At 64.2% G+C, this 19,895-nt stretch carries 17 protein-coding genes and 1 pseudogene; 13 read left to right on the top strand and 5 right to left on the bottom strand.

All coding sequences use genetic code 11. The features are described 5' to 3' along the window. The first annotated feature begins 30 nt into the window (after window positions 1–30). The 13 genes and pseudogenes from ABID59_RS06115 to ABID59_RS06055 form a co-directional block, all read left to right on the top strand. Window positions 31–1,650, top strand: a complete 1,620-nt coding sequence (locus ABID59_RS06115) for an arylsulfatase (protein WP_502916777.1) — start codon at window positions 31–33, stop codon at window positions 1,648–1,650. 28 nt (window positions 1,651–1,678) lie between these two features. Beyond that, window positions 1,679–2,689 (top strand): HAD family hydrolase, encoded by a 1,011-nt coding sequence (locus tag ABID59_RS06110; protein WP_354033575.1) that lies wholly within the window; start codon window positions 1,679–1,681, stop codon window positions 2,687–2,689. Between the two features lie 58 nt (window positions 2,690–2,747). Next, on the top strand, window positions 2,748–3,257 hold the full coding sequence (locus ABID59_RS06105; RefSeq protein WP_354082766.1) for a hypothetical protein: 510 nt from the start codon (window positions 2,748–2,750) through the stop codon (window positions 3,255–3,257). Window positions 3,258–3,274: 17 nt separating this feature from the next. Next, on the top strand, window positions 3,275–4,681 hold the full coding sequence (locus ABID59_RS06100; protein ID WP_354033574.1) for a DUF1254 domain-containing protein: 1,407 nt from the start codon (window positions 3,275–3,277) through the stop codon (window positions 4,679–4,681). 14 nt (window positions 4,682–4,695) lie between these two features. Continuing rightward, window positions 4,696–5,733: a DUF1254 domain-containing protein gene (locus ABID59_RS06095; RefSeq protein ID WP_354082765.1), complete on the top strand. Its 1,038-nt coding sequence runs from the start codon at window positions 4,696–4,698 to the stop codon at window positions 5,731–5,733. Between the two features lie 10 nt (window positions 5,734–5,743). Beyond that, complete coding sequence (locus tag ABID59_RS06090) at window positions 5,744–5,983, top strand: DUF3302 domain-containing protein (RefSeq protein WP_148748847.1); 240 nt, start codon at window positions 5,744–5,746, stop codon at window positions 5,981–5,983. Next, window positions 5,983–6,924: an HlyD family secretion protein gene (locus tag ABID59_RS06085; protein WP_148748846.1), complete on the top strand. Its 942-nt coding sequence runs from the start codon at window positions 5,983–5,985 to the stop codon at window positions 6,922–6,924. Before ABID59_RS06090 ends, ABID59_RS06085 begins: the two co-directional genes overlap by 1 nt. A gap of 37 nt (window positions 6,925–6,961) precedes the next feature. Next, entirely contained in the window at window positions 6,962–7,960 is a 999-nt protein-coding gene (locus ABID59_RS06080; protein WP_502916417.1) for a SphA family protein, read from the top strand. Window positions 7,961–7,982: 22 nt separating this feature from the next. Beyond that, a complete protein-coding gene (locus ABID59_RS06075; RefSeq protein WP_354082764.1) occupies window positions 7,983–10,085 on the top strand; it encodes an adenylate/guanylate cyclase domain-containing protein in 2,103 nt (700 codons plus the stop codon). Further along, window positions 10,082–11,086: an ABC transporter substrate-binding protein gene (locus ABID59_RS06070; protein WP_148748844.1), complete on the top strand. Its 1,005-nt coding sequence runs from the start codon at window positions 10,082–10,084 to the stop codon at window positions 11,084–11,086. The genes ABID59_RS06075 and ABID59_RS06070 overlap by 4 nt, the downstream gene beginning before the upstream one ends. Before the next feature lie 313 nt (window positions 11,087–11,399). Continuing rightward, window positions 11,400–12,143 carry an SDR family oxidoreductase gene (locus ABID59_RS06065; RefSeq protein WP_354082763.1) on the top strand — a complete coding sequence of 248 codons (744 nt, stop codon included), beginning with the start codon at window positions 11,400–11,402 and terminating at the stop codon, window positions 12,141–12,143. Window positions 12,144–12,580: 437 nt separating this feature from the next. Next, complete coding sequence (ftsH, locus tag ABID59_RS06060; protein ID WP_354082762.1) at window positions 12,581–14,422, top strand: ATP-dependent zinc metalloprotease FtsH; 1,842 nt, start codon at window positions 12,581–12,583, stop codon at window positions 14,420–14,422. 99 nt (window positions 14,423–14,521) lie between these two features. Next, window positions 14,522–14,629, top strand: a pseudogene (locus ABID59_RS06055) (NmrA family transcriptional regulator); the annotation flags it as partial. Between the two features lie 36 nt (window positions 14,630–14,665). Here the strand turns inward: ABID59_RS06055 and ABID59_RS06050 are convergent. The 5 genes from ABID59_RS06050 to ABID59_RS06030 all read right to left on the bottom strand — a co-directional run bounded on the left by ABID59_RS06050 (window position 14,666) and on the right by ABID59_RS06030 (window position 19,869). Next, window positions 14,666–15,586, bottom strand: a complete 921-nt coding sequence (locus ABID59_RS06050; RefSeq protein WP_354083111.1) for a L,D-transpeptidase family protein — start codon at window positions 15,584–15,586, stop codon at window positions 14,666–14,668. Window positions 15,587–15,784: 198 nt separating this feature from the next. Continuing rightward, window positions 15,785–16,789, bottom strand: coding sequence for a 4-hydroxythreonine-4-phosphate dehydrogenase PdxA (locus tag ABID59_RS06045; RefSeq protein ID WP_148748841.1), 1,005 nt, complete (start codon window positions 16,787–16,789; stop codon window positions 15,785–15,787). Beyond that, entirely contained in the window at window positions 16,786–18,324 is a 1,539-nt protein-coding gene (locus tag ABID59_RS06040; protein ID WP_148748840.1) for a tripartite tricarboxylate transporter permease, read from the bottom strand. The genes ABID59_RS06045 and ABID59_RS06040 overlap by 4 nt, the downstream gene beginning before the upstream one ends. 11 nt (window positions 18,325–18,335) lie before the next feature. Further along, window positions 18,336–18,818 (bottom strand): tripartite tricarboxylate transporter TctB family protein, encoded by a 483-nt coding sequence (locus ABID59_RS06035; RefSeq protein WP_354082761.1) that lies wholly within the window; start codon window positions 18,816–18,818, stop codon window positions 18,336–18,338. A 58-nt stretch (window positions 18,819–18,876) separates the two neighbouring features. Continuing rightward, the gene (locus ABID59_RS06030; RefSeq protein WP_354082760.1) at window positions 18,877–19,869 is read right to left on the bottom strand and encodes a Bug family tripartite tricarboxylate transporter substrate binding protein; all 993 of its coding nucleotides are present in this window, start codon (window positions 19,867–19,869) and stop codon (window positions 18,877–18,879) included. Between the last annotated feature and the right edge of the window lie 26 nt (window positions 19,870–19,895).

The following is a 19,895-nucleotide window of genomic DNA, read 5'->3' as shown; positions in this document are numbered from 1 at the left end:
GCCGGATCCCCTTGCAGCGATAACTCAGCCATGAACCGTCGGGCCATACTGCTCGGCTCGTCATCAATTGTCGCGGCGGCGACATTGACCTCGCAGGCATTCGCGCAAGCTCAGAAGGCCGCTCCCTCTGCGGCTCCGGCCGCGTCGCCTGCCCCGGGCCGCAAACCGAATATTCTCGTCATCTTCGGCGACGACATCGGCATCCCCCAGATCAGCGCCTACACGATGGGCATGATGGGATATCGCACACCCAACATTGACCGCATCGCACGCGAAGGCGCCATCTTCACCGACGCCTACGGCCAGCAAAGCTGCACCGCCGGCCGTGCCTCCTTCATTCTCGGTCAGGAGCCGTTCCGGACCGGCCTTCTCACCATCGGCATGCCCGGCGATCCCCACGGCATCCAGGACTGGATGCCGACGATCGCCGACGCCATGAAGACCCAGGGCTATGCCACCGGACAGTTCGGCAAGAACCATCTCGGCGACCGCGACGAGCATCTGCCGACCAAGCACGGCTTCGATGAGTTCTTCGGCAATCTCTACCACCTCAATGCCGAGGAGGAGCCGGAAGGCTACTTCTATCCGAAGGATCCGAACTTCCGGAAGCAGTACGGTCCGCGCGGCGTGATCAAGGCATCCGCGGATGGGAAGATCGAGGACACCGGTCCGCTGAACACGGCGCGGATGCCCACGGTCGACGAGGAATTTCTGGGAGCCGCCAAGGACTTCATTGGGCGACAAGCCAGAGCGGACAAGCCATTTTTCGTCTGGTTCAATTCCACCCGCATGCACATCTTCACGCATCTGAAGAAGGAGTCGCTCGGCAAGACCGGCAAAGGCATCCACGCCGACGGCATGGTCGAGCACGACGGCATGGTGGGAGAGTTGCTCAAACAGCTCGACGATCTCGGCATCGCCGACAACACCATCGTCCTCTACACCACCGACAACGGCGCCGAGATTGCGCTGTGGCCCGACGGAGCCATGACACCCTTCCACGGAGAGAAGGGCACCACATGGGAAGGCGGCATGCGCATTCCGATGATGGTCCGCTGGCCGGGCGTGGTGAAGCCGGGCACCCAGTACAACGAGATCATCTCGCTGATCGACTGGTTCCCGACCCTGTGCGCAGCAGCCGGAATACCTGACGTCAAGGAGAAGATGAAGACCGGCTTTGCCGGTGCCGGCGGAAAGAATTTCAAGGTTCATCTCGACGGCTACAACTTCATGCCGTTCTTCAAGGGCGACGCCGCGCAGCCGCCGCGCGACGCGATCTACTACTTCGATCAGGGCGGCAACCTCAATGCCATCAGGTGGAACGACTGGAAGCTGAGCTTCGCATCGTCGAAGGGAAACATCGCGACCGGCACACGGGAGGTCACCGCCTGGTCGCTGATCACCAACCTTCGGATGGATCCGTACGAGAGAGGTCTGGAAGAGGGAGGGGGAGCCATGGAATTCCTTGGCCGGAATATATGGCTGCTCGTGCCGGTACAGGGAAAAATCAAGGAGTTCTTCTCCGATTTCGACCAGTTTCCGTATCAGGAAGGCGGTTCGCTGAACGCGGGCGGCATCAACTACGGACTGCTCCGGCAGCAGGCGGCGCTGAAGCGGCTCAACGAGCTTGAGTCGCTCAAACCGCAATAGCTAGGGAACAGGAGGACAAGTGCCCGTGATGGTCCGGTTCTACGCCGTGCTGCTTGCATGTCTCGCCACCGTCTCGATTGCGGTGGCGCAGCCGGCCGACCCCTTGCCGTCCTGGAACGGCGGTGCGACGAAGACGGCGATCGCCGATTTCGTCGCACGCGTCACATCGCAGGGCGGCGCGGACTTCGTGCCGTCCGCCGAGCGCATCGCCGTGTTCGACAATGACGGCACATTGTGGTGCGAGCAGCCGGTCTATTTCCAGCTCGCCTTTGCCCTCGACCAGGTCAAGGCGATGGCGCCGCAACATCCCGAATGGAAGCAGCAGCAGCCGTTCAAAGCGTTCCTGTCGCACGACAAGGAGACGCTGGCGGCGCAAGGCGAGAAAGGAATGCTGTTGCTGGCCGCCGCCGCCCATAGCGGCATGACGACGGACGTCTACGCGCAGTCGGTCGCCGATTGGCTCGCCCGGGCCCGGCACCCCAGATTCAACCGTCCCTACAACGAGCTCGTCTACCAGCCGATGGTGGAGCTGCTCGCCTATCTGCGCGCGAATGGATTCAAGACCTTCATCGTCTCCGGCGGCGGCGTTGAATTCATGCGGGTGTGGGCGGACAAAGCCTACGGCATCCCGCCGGAACAGGTGGTCGGCTCCTCCGGCGTCACGCAGTTCAGGATTGGCGCCGACGGCAAACCCGTCCTGATGAAGTTGCCGAAGGTCGAGTTCATCGACGATGGCCCCGGCAAGCCGTCCGGCATCAACCGCTTCATCGGCCGCCGCCCGATCCTCGCCTTCGGCAATTCGGACGGCGACCACCAGATGCTGCAGTGGGTGGCGGCCGGCCCCGGCGCGCGCTTCCTCGGGATCGTCCATCACACCGACGCGGCCCGCGAATATGCCTACGACCGGCAGTCCAGGATCGGAAAGCTCGACAAGGCCTGGGACGACGCCGTGCAGCACGGCTGGACCGTGGTCGATATGGCGAAGGACTGGAAGACGGTGTTCGCGTTCGAGCGCGGCGGCACGGGAGCGTCGCAATGACCGGGACAATTGCGGCGGGACATTTCATCAACGAAGCAAAAACTATGGAGGCACGAACATGTCTAGACACATCCGCACGTTTCGGCTGACGGGCTGCTTGCTGGCATTGGCAACCAGCGTTTCTCTCCCGATAGGGACGGTATCGGCGGCGCCGCTTCAGCCGGCGGCGATCCAGCAGGGCGCAACTGGACCATCCGACCTCGTCGAGGTGCGCGCTGCCGGCCGACGTGGCGGCGCGGCCGTGGGGCCGCGCGGCGGAGCCGTGGTCCATCGCGGCGGCGCGGCGGTCGGCCCGCGCGGCGCCGCCTATCGCGGCGGCACCGTCGTGCGAGGACCACGCGGCAACGTCGCGGTTCATCGCACCACGGCAGTGGCCGGGCGCGGTGGATGGGCGCGGCCCGGCCGTTATTACTGGCCGCGAGGCGGTGCGATTGCCGCCGGTGCGGCGATCGGTTTCGTCTCAGCGGCCACGGCTGCTGCCTGGGCCGGCGCGGCACCCGCGCCGGGGATGTGCTGGTACTACACCGATCCGTCCCGGACCCAGGGGTTCTGGGATTACTGCCAGTGATTGCAAGCAGGACCGTGATGGTGACGAAGCATATCGCTGCCGCAGCCGTTGGCTCAGTGTTACTCCTGACGCCCGGCGCACCGGCTCAGGCCCAGACGGTCGCTCCGAGTGAGGCGCGTGCAATCGCCAGGGAGGCCACGATCTACGGCTTCCCGCTCGTGGACAATTACCGCGTCCAGTACGCCTATTTCGTCGACCGCGGCAGCCCTGAATTCAAGGCGCCGTGGAATCATATCTTCAATAACGCGCGTGTCTACACGCCAGAAGACAAGGCTATCCAGACCCCCAATTCCGATACGCCGTATTCCTATGTCGGGGTCGATCTGCGCGCGGAGCCTGTCGTCCTCACAGTGCCGGAAGTTGAGAAAGGGCGTTACTACTCTTTGCAGTTCATCGACATGTACACGTTCAATTTTGCCTACGTGGGAAGCCGAGCCACAGGCAACGGTGCCGGCAGCTATCTGCTCGCCGGACCCAAATGGAAAGGCGAGAAGCCGAAAGGCATCAAGGCGGTGATCCCGTCCGAAACGGAATTCGCGTTCGTGCTCTACCGTACACAGCTTTTCAATCCCGGCGACATCGACAACGTCAAGAACATTCAAGCCGGCTACAAGATCGAACCGCTCTCGGCGTTCCTTGGCAAGCCTGCGCCGCCGGCCGCGCCGGCGATCGATTTCTTCAAGCCGATCGGGACCGACCAGGAGCGAACCTCGCTCCAATTCTTCTCGGAACTGAACTTCATTCTCCAGTTCTGCCCAACGCATCCGTCCGAGAAGGCTCTGATGGCGCGCTTTGCCCGGATCGGCGTCGGCGCGGGTAAACTCTTCGATTCCGACGCGTTGTCTCCGGACATGCAGAAGGCGTTGCAGGACGGCATGGCCGATGCCTGGGCCGCATTCAAGGTCCACAAGGAAACGGAGGTGGACACGGGCAAGGTTTCAAGTGCGGACAGCTTTGGAACGCGTGCCTTTCTGAAGAACAATTACATGAGCCGCATGTCCGCCGCCGTGCTCGGCATCTACGGCAATTCGAAGCAGGAGGCCTACTATCCGGCCTATTTTGTCGATGCTGACAAGCAGAAGCTGGACGGCAGCCACAGCTATACGCTGCGCTTCGCGCCAAACCAGCTGCCGCCGGTCAATGCGTTCTGGTCGCTGACGATGTACGAACTGCCGGCGAGCCTGCTGTTTGCCAATCCGCTCAACCGCTACCTGATCAATTCGTCGATGCTGCCGTCGCTCAAGCGCGACGCCGACGGCGGCATCACGCTGTACGTCCAGAACGAGTCGCCGGGCGCGGACAAGGAATCAAACTGGCTGCCCGCGCCGAAGGGACCTTTCCTCGCGGTCATGCGGCTGTATTGGCCCAAACCGGCGGCACTCGACGGGAAATGGAAGGCGCCGCCGCTGCAGCGGGTGAATTGAGGGAACGTCACATCATGAAAATGAAATCAACCCTGCCCCTGTCATTCGTCTCGTTCGCCGTGACCGGTACGGTCGCGTTCGCAGCGACGCCCACGCCGGAAACGATCCCCATCACCGTCGACAATTTTGTCCGCGCCGAAAGCGATTTGTATTTCCGCGGGATATTGAAGGACAGCGGCGGAATCGGGAAGGTTCTGCACCGCCGCGAGCCGGCGGCGATCGACAAGCAGACTGTGATCCGGCTCAACCGCGATACTCTCTATTCGTCGGCCGTTTTCGATCTCGATGCAGGGCCTGTGACGATCACGCTGCCTGACACGGGCAAACGCTTCATGTCGATGCAGGTCATCAATGAGGATCACTATGTGCCGGAGGTCGTCTACGGCAAGGGCAGCCATACGCTCTCGAAAGACAAGGTCGGCACGCGCTATGTCGCCGTCGCGATCCGGACGCTGGTCGACCCGGCCGACCCGAAAGATATCGAAACGGTTCACCGACTCCAGGACGCCATCACGGTCACCCAGAAGGCTGCCGGCGCGTTCGAGGCGCCGGACTGGGACCAGGCCAGCCAGAAGAAAGTGCGCGACGCACTCCTGGCGCTCGGCTCGACCATTCCGGACTTCAAGAAAGCGTTCGGCACCAAGGCCGAAGTCGATCCCATCCGGCACCTGATCGGATCAGCGGCAGCCTGGGGTGGCAATCCCGACAAGGATGCAATCTATCTCAACGTCACGCCGGCGAAGAACGACGGCACGACGGTCTACAAGCTCGACGTGAAGAATGTTCCGGTCGACGGGTTCTGGTCCGTCAGCCTCTACAATGCCGAGGGGTACTACGAGAAGAATTCGTACGACGCCTACTCGATCAACAGCATCACCGGCAAGAAAAGCGCCGATGGCTCGATCGCCGTTCAGTTCGGCGGCTGCGACGGCAAGGTTCAGAACTGTCTGCCTATCATGAAGGGCTGGAACTACACCGTGCGGCTCTATCGTCCGCGGACCGAAATCCTGAACGGCAAATGGAAATTCCCGGAGCCGCAGCCGGCCAGCTAGAGGATCAACCATGAGCGGCTATGATATCTTCGCTTGGATCGTGCTCGTGATCTTGCTCGTGAGCGCGATCGGCGTGGTCTGCATCGCCGGCTGGCTGCCCGGGCATATCGCGAAATCGCGCGGCCATCCCCATGCGCAGGCCGTGACGGTCGCCGGCTGGATCACGCTGTTCTTCGGCTTCGCGCTGTGGCCCCTCGCCTTCATCTGGGCCTATGTCGACGTGCCCTCGCGCAAGAGCGGAGACGCGTGATGGCCGTCGCGATCCTCAACATCTATCTCTTGCTGCTGTTCCTGCTGGTTCATTTCAAGGTGGTGCCTTTCAATCTGTTCTGGAAAGTTTCGCCGTTCATCGTTCTGGTGCTGGTGATGTTCGGCCTGCTGGTCCCGATGGGATGGGGCGCGCCGCAAGGCAGCGCACTGGTCGTGCGCAACGCGGTCTCGATCGTGCCAGACGTCGCGGGTGAAGTGACGGATGTTCCTGTGGTCGCCAACGCGCCGCTGAAGTCCGGCGACGTGTTGTTCAAGATCGACCCGACGCCCTATGCGGCGCAAGTCAAGGCAATCGACGCGCAGTTCAAGCTCGCCAAAACGCGCCTCGGCCAGATGACACAGCTTTACGAACGTGACGCTGGCCGCGGCTTCGACGTCGAGCAGCGCCAGTCGGAGGCGGACCAACTCTCGGGCCAGCTCGAGGCCGCGCAATGGAATCTCGACAAGACAATCGTGCGCGCGCCTGCCGACGGTTACGTCACCAACCTCGCGCTGCGCAAGGGCGCGCGCGTCGGCACCTTGCCGTTGTCGCCGGTGATGGCCTTCATCGATACCTCCTCGACCATCATCGGCGTCGAGATCAACCAGATCGACGCGCGCTACGTCGCGCCCGGCCAGCAGGTCGAGGCGACGTTCAAGTTCGCGCCCGGCCAGATTTTTGCCGGCAAGGTCGAGAGCGTGCTCCAGGCGATCGCGCCCGGGCAAACGCAGACCTCGGGCTCCGCCGTGATGCCGAAGGCAATCGAGGCCGCGCCCTTCGTCGTCCGCGTCAGGCTCGACGACGCCGAATTCGCCCGGCGCCTGCCGGCCGGCAGTGCCGGGACAGCGGCGATCTACACCGATCACGTCAAGCCGACTCACGTCGTCCGCCGCGTGATCCTGCGGCAGCTTGCGATCCTGAACTACGTCAATCCGTTCTGAAGGCACAACGATGAAGACGATGGGGACATGCGACATGATGAAGAATTTTCGGAAAGGCGCGCTTGCGGTCGTGCTGGCGGTAACGGTTTTCGCGGCGCAGCCCGCGCTCGCCGATGAAGGCGGCATCAGCTTCTGGCTGCCGGGTAATTTCGGCAGCCTCGCCGCCGCGCCCGGCACGCCGGGATGGTCGTGGGCGACAGTCTACTATCATACCGACGTCAGCTCCGGCGCGGGCCAGCAGTTTCCGCGTGGCGGCCGCGTCGACGTCGGCATCAGCGGCAAGGGCGATATCGCCCTTTTCGGGCCGACCTACGTGTTCGCCACACCCGTCCTGGGCGCGCAGCTCTCCGTCAGCGTGCTGGGTGTCGGTGGCAGGAATGAAGCCTCGGCGGCGCTGTCGCTGACGGGACCGCTCGGCAACACCATCGGGATCAATCGCACCCAGGATCTCGTCGCCTTCGGCGATGTCATCCCGGAGGTCGCGCTGAAGTGGAACATGGGCGTCAACAATCTCATGGTCTACGGCATGGGCGACATTCCCATCGGCGCCTACAATTCGTCCCGGCTTGCCAATCTCGGCATCGGCCACGGCGCGATCGATTTCGGCGGCGGCTACACCTACTTCAATCCCCAGACCGGCAACGAATTCTCCTGGGTCGCGGGCCTCACCTACAATTTCAAGAACACCGACACGCAATACCAGAACGGAATGGACTTCCATCTCGACTGGGGCGCTTCGCATTTCGTCACCAAGCAAGTTCAGCTCGGGCTGGTCGGTTACTACTTCCAGCAGGTGACCGACGATTTTGGGGCACCGCCGGCGCTTGGCGGTTTCCGTTCGCGTGTCGCCGGCGTCGGGCCGCAGGCCGGCTTCCTGTTTCCGGTCGGCGACATGCAGGGCTACCTCAACCTGAAGGGCTATTGGGAGTTCGCTGCGGAGAACCGCCCATCGGGCTGGAACACCTGGGTGACGTTCGCGATCTCGCCCGCGGCGCCGGAGCCGGCCTCCGCAAAGCCGATCGTGCGCAAATACTAGAGGAGGCGTTCAGGACGCTCTGATGGAAGGAGATTGGATCAGAGGCACACTTCGCATCGGCTTCCGGACATCGATCATCACGGTGTTCGTTGGCGTCGTGCTGCTCGTGGGCCTGACGCTGGTCTATCTCAGCTTCGAGCGCGTGACCTCGATCACGCGGACGGCGGCGAGCGGCTTCATCGAGAAGGTGGCACAGTTGGGTGCCGATCACGTCGACGAGCAGTTCAAGCATGTCCGCGACAATCTCGACATTCTCTCCGCCCTGCCGTCGATCCAGGAAGCCGATATCGCGGACAATTCGCGGTTGTACAGCCTGATGGCGGCGATGCTGCGCAACAACCCGCAGCTCTTCAATCTCTATGTCGGCTACGAGGACGGCTCGTTCATCGAGATGGACGTGATCGATCGCGCCAGGCCGGAGTTCCGGACGAGCCTGAAGGTCGATCAGGATGCGGCGTTCCGGCTGGTCGTGATCACGCGCACGGCCGGCAGCGCACCGGTCACGCAATATCTGTCGGAAAACATCATCCAGGTCGCGGAGGTCGCCGGGCCCACCGGCTACGACCCGCGGCAACGGCCCTGGTATGTCGAAGCGTTCAAGAACGACAAGACGCTGCTGACGGGGCCTTACGTCTTCTACGCCACGGGCGAGCCCGGCTACACGCTGCGGACGCCGCTGAAGGAGGGCCGCCGTGGCGTCGTCGCCGGCGACATCCTGCTGAACCGGTTCGAGGACATGCTGGCGCAGCAGAAGCTCGGCCGATCCGGGCTCGCCTTCCTGTTCAACGCTGCCGAGCGCATCGTCGGCCATCCCGAGATGAGCCGCCTGATGGCGGAGATCCCGGAGCGGCAGAATGGCCTGCCGCAAATCGGTGCGCTCAAGCTGCCCGCGCTGGTCCCGATCATGCGCTCCTGGCGCGATGGCGGGCCGGCGCAACAATTCTTCGACGACGACGCCGGCCGGACCTATATCGCGGCGGTCCACCGGCTCGATACCGCCGGCTCGGCCAATGTCCGGCTCGCGATGATCGCGCCGCTCGACGAATTCTACGCCCGGATCATCAACGAGCGCCGCACGCTGTTCGCGCTGGCGCTGGCCTTCGTCGGCGCCACGCTGCCGTTCGCATTCTGGCTGGGGTCGCTGATGGCGCGGCCGCTGCGCAAGCTGGCCGAGGAAACCGACGCGATCCAGCGCTTCGATATCGCGGAACGGCCGCGCATTCATTCCGCCATCGCCGAGATCGAGGAGCTCGGCCGCTCGGTCTTCACCATGCGCAGCGTGGTCAGCAGCTTTGCAAGCTTCATTCCGCGCCCGATCGTGCGGCAGCTGATCGAGACCGGCTCGTCGCTCCGCCTCGGCGGTAGCAGGCGTGAGGTCACCGTGCTGTTCACTGACGTCGCCGACTTCACCGCCAAGACGGAGCGGGCTGACCCGTCGCAGGTGATGATTTTCACCTCGCGCTATTTCGCCGCGCTCTCGGACGAGATCATGCGGCACCAGGGCACGGTCGACAAATATATCGGCGACGCCGTGATGGCGCTCTGGAATGCGCCGGCGGACGATCCCGATCATACGGTCGACGCCTGCCGCGCCGTTCTCGCCTGCCTTGCGGCGAACGAGGCCCTCAACAAGGAGTTTCGACGCGAGGGCTGGCCGCCTTATGAGACGCGGTACGGCCTGCATGTCGGCGACGCCGTGGTTGGCAATGTCGGCTCCAGCGATCGGATGAACTACACCGCGCTCGGCGCCACCGTCAACCTGGCCTCGCGGCTGGAAGGCCTAAACAAGAACTACGGCACGCGCGTGCTGGTCAGCGCAGTGGTGCGTGCGCGAGCGGGCCATGCGTTCCTGTTCCGCAGCGTCGACAGCATCACGCCGAAGGGATTTGCCGAGCCGATCGCGGTCAGCGAGCTGCGCGGCGAATTGGCGCAGGCCAATGAGGCCGAGATCATCATGTGCCAGCGCTGGGACGAGGTTTTTGCAGCGATTGCGCAAGACGGTGCGGCCGACACCACGCTGGTCCGCCTCTCCGGCTTCCTGCTCGACTATCCCAAGGATGGCATCGCGCAGTTTCACGCCCAGCGTCTTCGCGCGGCTGCCGGGAATAAAGGAGCTGCGGCATGAGCGCTCGCCTGGTCAGCCGTCGGCAACTGCTGCGCCATGGCGCTGCGCTGACGGTGGCTGCGGCGCTCCGCGCGCCCGCCATCGCGCAGGCCCGCGCAAAAGTCCGGCTCGGTTATGTCCATGTCGTCGCCGTGGACGGGCACATCTGGACCGGCATCGATCGCGGCTCGTTCGCCAGGGAGGGCATCGATTTCGAGCTGCACGAATTCAACACCGGCCCCGAAGTGTTCGAGGCGATGATGCGGGACGAGCTCGACGTCGCCTCGGCTGGCGGCGTCATCTCCAACTACTTGGCGCTCGGCCGCGGCCGGGGCTTTCTCATCAATGACATCGAGGTCGCCACCGCGCAGCTCTGGGTCCGGCCGTCGCTGGGGGTGAACAAGCTGGCCGATCTCAGGGGCAAGCGGATCGCGACGACCATGAAGACCACGGCGCACATCTTTCTCGACCGCGCGCTGCGCGCCAACAACATCACCCCGTCCGAGGTGAAGATCGTCAACGCCAGCATGCCGGATGCCGTCAAGGCGTTCATTGCCGGCGAGGTGCCGGCCATCGCACTGTGGGTGCCATTCAATGTCGCCGTCCGCGAGGCGCTGCCCGACGCCGTGAAGCTGGTCGATGCCTCCGCCTTTTATCCGCAATCCGCCGTGCTCGGCGGCTGGGCGGCGCGGACGGACTATTATGCCGGGAACAGGGACGTGCTGAGCCGGATCATCCGCGGCTGGATCGGTGCGAACGACCACATGGTGCGGAACCCTGCGGCGGCCGCGGAGGCGCTCCAGGCTCACTACAAGCCCTCGCGCCCTGCCGACATCGCAGAAGCCCTCAAGGCGCAAAAACTCTACTCCGCGCGCGAATGGCGGCGGCTCTATGCTGACGGCACCGTGGTAAAGTGGTTGCAGGAGGTCAGCGATTTTTTCATGACGGACGCCGGCGTCACTGGCGCGCTGCACGCGTCCGATTACTTCGACACACAGCTTTACCTGGCGGCCGCCGGATAGAGGCGCGCTCAAGACAAGCCCGGCCACCACCGCCTCGACGTCGATCCATCCCCGTAGAAGCCGTCATGCTGATGCGCGGCAACGCGAATAGCGATATTCGGGCGCGGCGTACCATCATTCGTTCGAGCCAAACGGAATATTTTTCTCGGCATGCGCGTTTCCTGAGCATTTTCCGGCGAGTTTGGGCCGCTGCAGGGGGGAGCGTGCCCGACAACTCTGTTAGGATGCATCCCGCACCACATTCAGCAACGTGAGAGCGTGAGCATCCGCTGGATCGGTCAACTCACGCTCCGAAATGTTGAGGAGATACGTCATGAAGATCGTCGTGATCGGCGGAACCGGGCTGATTGGGTCCAAGCTCGTTGCGAAGCTCAAGCAGCAGGGCCACGAGACAGTCGCCGCCTCGCCAAGGTCGGGTGTGAACGCCGTGACCGGGGAAGGCCTCACGGCAGCGCTGGCCGGCGCGGATGTTGTCGTCGACGTTGCCAACGCGCCATCATGGGAGCCAGCCGCCGTGCTCGAGTTCTTCGAGCGTTCCAGCCAGAATCTCGTCGCGACCGAGGCCGCAACTGCGGTCAAGCATCATGTCGCGCTGTCGATCGTGGGGACCGACCGCTCGCCCGACATCGCCTATTTTCGTGCCAAGCTCGCACAGGAGACCATCGTCAAGGCCTCTTCGGTGCCCTACTCGATCGTTCGCGCCACCCAGTTCTTCGAATTCCTCGGCGCCATCGGCGAAGCGGGCGTGACTGGAGGCAAGATCGTCGTTCCATCGGCGCTGTTTCAGCCGATCGCATCCGACGATGTGGTCGATAGCCTTGCCGAGGTCGCAACGGGACGGCCGCTGAACGGCACGATCGATATCGCAGGCCCCGAGAAGGCCCCCTTCAATGAATTCGTCGCGCGACGTCTGAAGGCGTCCGGCGACAATCGTCCAGTGGTCGGAGACCCCAGCGCGCAGTATTACGGCGCCCCGATCGACGACACCTCGCTGAACCCGCTCGGCGAGGCGCGGCTCGGGAAGACGCCGCTCGCAACGTGGCTCGCAAAGCCGTGAGGACCCACAACGGAGAGTAACGCCGGATCAGCCGGGACCGCACCGGGTCGATGATCGGCTTCCACGCGACGCCGGGCTACGAGACCTATCGCGGACTCGGCTGGTGCGGCGTAATCGTCTGCGCCGTATGACGAGCCGGCCGTCCGGCGCGCTGGGACCGGTGGGCCAGCCGGCCCCCGGTGGTTGCAGGCACAAGGTTTTTAGCCACGGTCGTTTGACACGTCGGGCAAAGCGAAGGCATCGACGATCGTCGCGCCGTTTGCGGGCGCAGTGCTCTTTGCGAGGCCGGGAGGGCCTGCTGCGCCGGACAACGGGCCGCGCGGGGCACGCGACGGCCCAGTATTGAAACCAAGCCTGCGGGCCCAGGTTATTCCCGATGGTCCGGCCGATGCCGGCGTCCGCTTTCGCCCCGTTCACCCGTCATACCGAGCTTTCGCATGACGACGAAGACCCGCTTCAATATCGCCTATGCCATTGCCGCCATCCTTGCGGTCTTTGTCCTTCAGCACCTGATTGCGACGGTCGGCCAGATCGCCGTTATCCCCTACAGCGAGTACCAGCAGCTCTTGCGCGACAACAAGGTCGAGAGCGTCGGAATCTCGGACCGCACCTTGCAAGGCACGCTCAAGGAGCCGCTGCCGGGCGGGCAGAAGCAATTCATCACGACGCGCGTCGATCAGGATATCGCCCAGGAGCTCGAGAAGCACAATGTCCGCTTCACGGGCCAGATCGAAAGCACCTTCTTCCGCGATCTGCTGTCGTGGGTCATGCCGGTGCTGCTGTTTTTCGGCCTGTGGTGGTACGTCGGCCGCCGCATCGCCGAAAGCGGCGGCCTTGGCGGCGGCTTGATGCAGATCGGCAAGAGCAAGGCGAAAATCTACGTCGAGTCCAACACTGGCGTCACCTTTGCCGACGCTGCAGGCGTCGACGAAGCCAAGGACGAGCTTCGCGAGGTCGTCGATTTTCTGAAATCTCCCGCCGACTATGGCCGGCTGGGCGGACGCATGCCGAAAGGCGTGCTGCTGGTCGGACCACCGGGGACAGGCAAGACCCTGCTGGCGAAGGCGGTAGCGGGCGAAGCGAAAGTGCCGTTCTTCTCGATTTCGGGATCCGAGTTCGTCGAGATGTTCGTTGGAGTCGGCGCCGCCCGTGTTCGTGATCTATTCCAGCAGGCACACGAGAAGGCGCCTGCCATCATCTTCATTGACGAGCTCGACGCGCTCGGACGCGCTCGCGGTATCGGCCCGTTCGCGGGCGGTCACGATGAGAAGGAGCAGACCCTGAACCAGCTCCTGGTCGAGCTTGATGGATTCGACTCGCGATCGGGCCTCGTCATCCTCGCTGCAACCAATCGGCCCGAAATCCTCGATCCCGCCCTGCTCCGAGCCGGTCGCTTCGATCGCCAGGTCCTCGTCGATCGCCCGGACAAGAAAGGCCGGGTCGACATTCTGAAGGTGCACATGACCAAGGTGCGGCTCGCCCCCGACGTTGAGGCGGTGGCGGTGGCCGCACTGACGCCGGGATTCACCGGAGCCGATCTCGCCAATCTCGTCAACGAGGCGGCGCTGCTGGCGACGCGCCGCGGGGCCAAAGCAGTCGGCATGAGCGACTTCAACAACGCAGTCGAGCGGATGGTCGCAGGACTTGAGAAGCGGAACCGCCTGCTCAACCCTCGCGAGCGCGACATCGTGGCCTACCATGAGATGGGTCACGCACTGGTCGCTCTGTCGCTGGCCGGGGTTGACCCGGTGCATAAGGTGTCGATCATCCCGCGCGGCGTTGGCGCGCTCGGCTACACCATTCAGCGGCCGATCGAGGACCGCTTCCTGATGACGAAGGAAGAGCTGGAAAACAAGATGGCGGTTCTGCTCGGCGGCCGCGCTGCCGAGTTGATTGTGTTCGGCCATCTGTCGACCGGAGCCGCCGACGATCTGCGCCGCGTTACCGATATCGCCCGCAGCATGGTGACGCGCTACGGCATGTCGGAGAAGCTCGGAAGCATCGCCTACGAGCGCGATCCCGGCAATTTCCTGGCGAGCACGGATCGTCCCTACCCGGTGCGCGAGCGCGAATATGCCGAGGAGACGGCAGCGGCCGTCGACCGGGAGGTCAGGGTGATCGTCGACAATGTGTTCCAGCGGACGCAGGGCCTGCTCACGATGCGCCGATCCATTCTCGACCGCGCCGCAAAGCAGCTGCTGGAGAAGGAGACGCTGGAGCAGAGCGATATCGACAAGCTGATCCGAGAGGTGCCCAAGGAAGGCTTGCGGGCGGTCTGAAGTCGGATGAGGTTTGGTCGAACCGATGCGAGCCGAACGGCCGAGCGAAGCATCCGTCACCGCTGCGCTCGACGCGTCAGGTCGGCCGCTTCCTGCCGGGATCCCGAACAGTATTACGGCGCTCCCATTGACGACACTTCGCTGATCCCGCTCGGCGAGGCGCGGCTTGGAAGAACGCCGCTCGCAACCTGGCTTACGAGCGTCTGAGGATCCGCCCTACGGCCGTCGCGGCGGGCGCTGGCATCAACCACCGCCCTCCACGAACGCGACCGGCGTGCCTTTCGCGACGCTGGTTGCGACGCGTTCGGCGTCCCAATTGGTGAGGCGCACACAACCATGCGATTGCGCCTTGGAGATATTTTGCGGCGACGGCGTGCCATGGATGCCATAGCCGTCGGCGGACAGGTTGATCCACATCGTGCCGACCGGATTGTTCGGACCGGGCCTGATCTTGAAGGGTTTTCGGGAATGAACACCCTTGAAGTGATAGGCGGGATTGTAGCGATAGGTTGGATTGGGATCGATCTCGGTGACCTTCAGCGTGCCCGAAGGTGACGGCTTCTCCTCGCTGCCGACAGTCGCCGGATAAAAGCCGATCAGCGCATTCGACTTGTCGAACAGTTTTACGGTTTGCCGCTTCTTGTCGATCTCGACCCTGCCTGCCTTCACGGGCGCAGCGCTTCCACCGTCGCTCGTGTCGACCACAGTGATGGTCTCACCGGCGCGGTCGAAGTGGCGCCCAGGGTTGAGCGCGGCCAGCAGCTGCTCGCTCATGTGAAACTTCTCGGCCAGCGCTTCGCGCGGACTGGTGTAACCGAGCCTCGGAATGTCCTTCATGTCCTCCATCTTCGACGGAAGCTTACGCAGGAACGGGCCGGCGACGTCCTTCTCGGTAATGGTGTAGGTCGCCGTCGGCGGCCGGTCGTCCGCCTTCAGGGCCTTCCAGACGTCATCCGTCAGCTCATCCGTACCAGGCAGTTGCCGTGCTTCCGCATAGGCGCGCAGCGCCTTCCTGGCGTTCTCGCCAAATTTGCCGTCGATCTCGCCCGGCGAGAAATGGGCCCTGTCCAGTAGCACCTGCAGACGCACGCCCGCCGGGGTCGGCTTCTCCTTCGACAGGGTTTTCTTCGAGGGCTCGGCGGCACCGATCGCGGCCGCGTCCATCCCGGCGGCGAACGCCGGTGCGGCCGCCAAGACCAAGACAAAGACCAAGAGCGTGAGGGCGAAAGCAATCTTCGCTGCCGCGCGTAGTGCCGCCTCCTCGATCATGTTCCAGCTCCGAGGCGGAGACATCCGTCGGATTGGCAACTCGACTCGATCGCGGAAGTTTCCAGTTTTTCCCGAAAAGCGCGCCGGCTCGGATCAACCGACCCGTCGCCCGGCCATCTCCGCCGCAAGCAGCACTGCGGCCCGGCTGGCACCGGTCGATGCGACGCCTTGCCCGGCGATATCGTAGGCGGTGCCGTGCGCGGGGGTGCAGATCGGAAACGGGAAGCCGCCGAGCAAGGTGACGCCGCGATCGAACCCCATCAGCTTCATCGCGATCTGGCCCTGGTCGTGATACATCGTCAGCACAGCATCGAAGGCGCCGGCCTTGGCGCGCAGGAACACGGTGTCGGCCGGAAACGGCCCCTCCACGGCAATGCCCTCGCGCTGGCCGGCTTCCACCACCGGCGCGATGACATCGATCTCCTCGCGGCCGAAATTGCCGCCGTCGCCGGCGTGCGGGTTGAGGCCGGCCACGGCGATCCGCGGGCGCGCAAAGCCGGCGTTGCGCATGCAGGCATCTGTCAGCTTCAGCGCACGCTGGATGCGTTCGGCGGAGAGCTTCGCAGCGACATCCCTGAGCGGAATGTGCGAGGTGACCCGCGCGTTCCAGAGCTCGCCCAGCACGTTGAATTCGCTGGCCGGCGTCTTCAGGCCCGCAACCTCCGCCGAGAACGCGATCTCGTCGTCATAGTCGGCGCGGGCATACCGCATCGCCTGCTTGTTGAAGGGCGTGAAGCAGACGGCATCGACGCGATTGTCGCGGGCGAGCTCGAGCGCGTAGCGGTAGTTCGCGAGGGCGAATTTTCCACCGGCCAGGGTCGCAGTCTTGGGCTCGACGTCCCTGGGATCGAGATGGCCGAGATCGACGAACAGCACATCGCCCTTCGCGGCGCGAAAATCGCGCCCCTGCTCCACCGATGTCAGCTCCGGCGCAACGCCGGCGACGCGTGCACCTTCGTCGAAGATGCGGCGGTCGCCGATGACGACGAGGCGGGCGCGGGCCCGGATCTCGTCCAGCGCCGCGAGCTTTGCCGTCAGCTCCGGGCTGATGCCGGCGGGGTCTCCCATCGCGAGAGCAATGAGCGGCTTTGCGGTCATATGATCACCTTTTCCTGGGCTGGCGTATCGGCGTCCGGAGACGCCGTCTTGCGAAACGGCCGCGCAAGCTGCAGCACGAGCGGAAGCAGCAACAGCGCGATGCCGGCCACCACGAGGCACGTCACCAGCTTGTTGGCAAAGAAGATTCCGAGCGATCCCTTGGACATCAGCATCGACTGCCGGAACGCATCCTCGGCCTTGTCGCCGATGACGATCGCGAGCACCAGCGGCGCCAGCGGATAAAACAGCTTCTTGAAGAGATAGCCGACAATGCCGAAGCCGAGCATCATGACGACGTCGAGATAGGAGTTCGACACCGAATAGGCGCCGACGACGCAGATGATCACGATCAGCGGCGCGATGATCACGAACGGAATCCGCATCAAGGCGGCAAACACGGGCACGGTCAGAAGCACCAGCGCGACCGCGACGATGTTGCCGACATACATCGAGGCGATCAGGCCCCAGACGAAGTCTTTCTGGTCGACGAACAGCATCGGTCCGGGATTGAGGCCCCAGATCATCAGCCCGCCCATCATGACGGCCGCGGTGGCCGAACCGGGAATGCCGAGCGAGAGCATCGGCAACAACGCGCTGGTGCCGGCGGCATGGTCGGCGGTCTCGGGCGAGATGATGCCTTCGACCTCGCCCGTGCCGAAATAGCGGCCGCGCCGCGAGAAGCGCCGCGCGATGCCGTAGCTCATGAAGGACGCTGCGGTCGGGCCGCCCGGCGTGATCCCCATCCAGCAGCCGATGGCAGCACTCCGCAGCAGCGCAACGCCGTGCCGTGGCAGGCGGCCGACCGCGCGGAACACCTCGCGCCAGTCGATCCTGGAGGAGACGGCGCGGGCATGAAACTCCTCCTCGACCGCAACCAGCAGCTCGCCGATGCCAAACAGGCCCATCACCGCGACGACGAAGTTCACGCCCTTGACCAGCTCGTCGATGCCCATGGTGAGGCGGACGCTGCCGGAGACCGTGTCGATGCCGATCGCGGCGATCGCAAAGCCGATCGCGAGCGCCACCACCGTCTTGATCGGCGCCGCGCCGCCCATGCCGACGAAGCTCGCGAAGGCCAGGAAATAAACCGCAAAGTATTCCGGCGGGCCGAAGGCGAGCGCGACCTGCGCCACCCATGACGCCAGGAAGGTGATCAGGATGACACCGATCAGCGCGCCGAACGCTGCCGAGCCGAAGGCGGTGGCGAGCGCCGTGGTCGGCCGGCCGTCGCGCGCCATCGGATAGCCGTCGAAGGTGGTCGCGACCGAGGACGGCTCGCCGGGGATGTTGAACAGGATCGAGGTCACCGAGCCCCCGAACAGCGCGCCCCAATACATGCTGGAGAGCAGGATGATCGCTGACACCGGCTGCATGCCGAAGGTCAGCGGCAGCAGCAGCGACACCCCGTTCGGCGCACCCAGCCCCGGCAGCACGCCGACGAGAATGCCGAGCAGCACGCCGACGACCATCAGCGCCAGATGCGGCACGGTGACCGCGATGGTGAAGCCGTGGAAGAGCTCCGAGAGATTGTCCATCACCCGCCCCCTCAGAACCCGAACGCGGCGGCGAACGCGCCGTGCGGCAGGCTGACCTGGAACATGCGCTCGAACACGACGTAGAGGGCGAGCGCCGTCGCCGCCGCCGCAATCGCCGAACGCAGCACGGATTGATGACGGGGGATCGCGAGCACCGCGAAGACGTAAATTGCCGACGCCAGATACATCCCGAGCAGCGGGATGGCGGCGACGAAGATCGCGGCCGGCACGAACAGGCCCGCCAGCCGCCGCAGCTCGATGGACGTGATCGCGATGGGCACGCTGGCCAGCGTCGCGCCGGGCACGACGCCGCGCGCCAGATTGTACAGGCTGCCGGCGACAATGATGACGCCGGTCAGGAACGGGAATGTGCCGGAATCCACACCCGCACTCGACCAGCCGATGCCGTTGTCCAGACTCTGGACCACCACCGCAACACCAAAACCGCCGGTGAGGATGGCGGTCGCAAGTTCGAGCGTGCGTCGTGAGATCATGGAAGGCTCCAGTCGAGCAATGGACAAGGGCATTTCACTTGCGCAAGCGCGCCCGGTCTTACTTGACCAGCCAGCCCTGCTCGCTTGCAACCTGCCTGAGGTGTTCGAGATCCTCCTTGATGAACTTGTCGAACTCGGCACCAGTGAGGAAGGTGTCGATCTGTGAGGATTTCTCGATGTAGTCCTTCCACTCCGGTGTCGCCTGCACCTTCTTCATGAGGTCGACATAGTATGCCGCCTGGTCCGGCGTGACCTTGCCCGGCAGCCAGACTGTGCGCGGCTGCTCGTATTGCTTGATATCGAGGCCCTGCTCGACGCAGGTCGGCACGTCGCTCCAACCCTCGGTCGCAGTGATCTTGGCGCCCTGCGGCAGCCGCTTCGGGCTGAAGGCGCAGAGCGGACGCTGGGTGCCGCCGCGCCATTGCCCGAGGCTCTCGCTGGGATTGTTGACGTGGGAATCGATATGGCCGCCGGCGAGCTGCACGGCCGCCTCGGCACCGCTCTTGAAGGGGATGTAGGTCAGCTTCACATGACCGGCCTTCTCGATCATGCGCGTCAACACCTCGTCGGTGTCCTTTGACTGCGCGCCGCCCATCTTGAAGTCACCCGACGCGGCGGCCTTCAGATAGTCGCCCGCAGTCTTGTAGGGCGAGTCCTGCTTGACCCAGAGCAGGAACTCGTCCTGCGCCATCGCCGCGATCGGGGTGAGATCGGTATAGTTGAATGCGACCTTAGAGACGAGCGGCTGCTGCCAGGCGTTCGAGGTGCCGAAGATCACCTTGTAGGGATCGCCAGCCGAGGCCTTGCCGTAGACATAGCCTTCGGCGCCGCTGCCGCCGGCCTTGTTGACGACGACGATCGGCTGGTCCGTCAGCTTGTACTTGGTGATGATGTTCTGCACCGCGCGGGCGATGTTGTCGGTCCCGCCGCCGGGGCCGGCGGTCGCCACGAACTCGATCGGCTTCTGCGGCTGCCAGGCAGCACACGCCGGCGCGTTGCCTGCAAGCACGGCCGCACTGACGGACAACAAAAAGAGAGACGTCCCACGCATGATTTCCTCCAACTGATTTTTTCTGT

The organism is Bradyrhizobium sp. S3.3.6, from assembly GCF_040546905.1.
In the GTDB taxonomy this organism is placed as follows: Bacteria; Pseudomonadota; Alphaproteobacteria; order Rhizobiales; family Xanthobacteraceae; genus Bradyrhizobium; species Bradyrhizobium cytisi.
The sequence above is the reverse complement of the archived record's forward strand: the minus strand, read 5'-3'. Positions and strand labels throughout refer to the sequence as shown.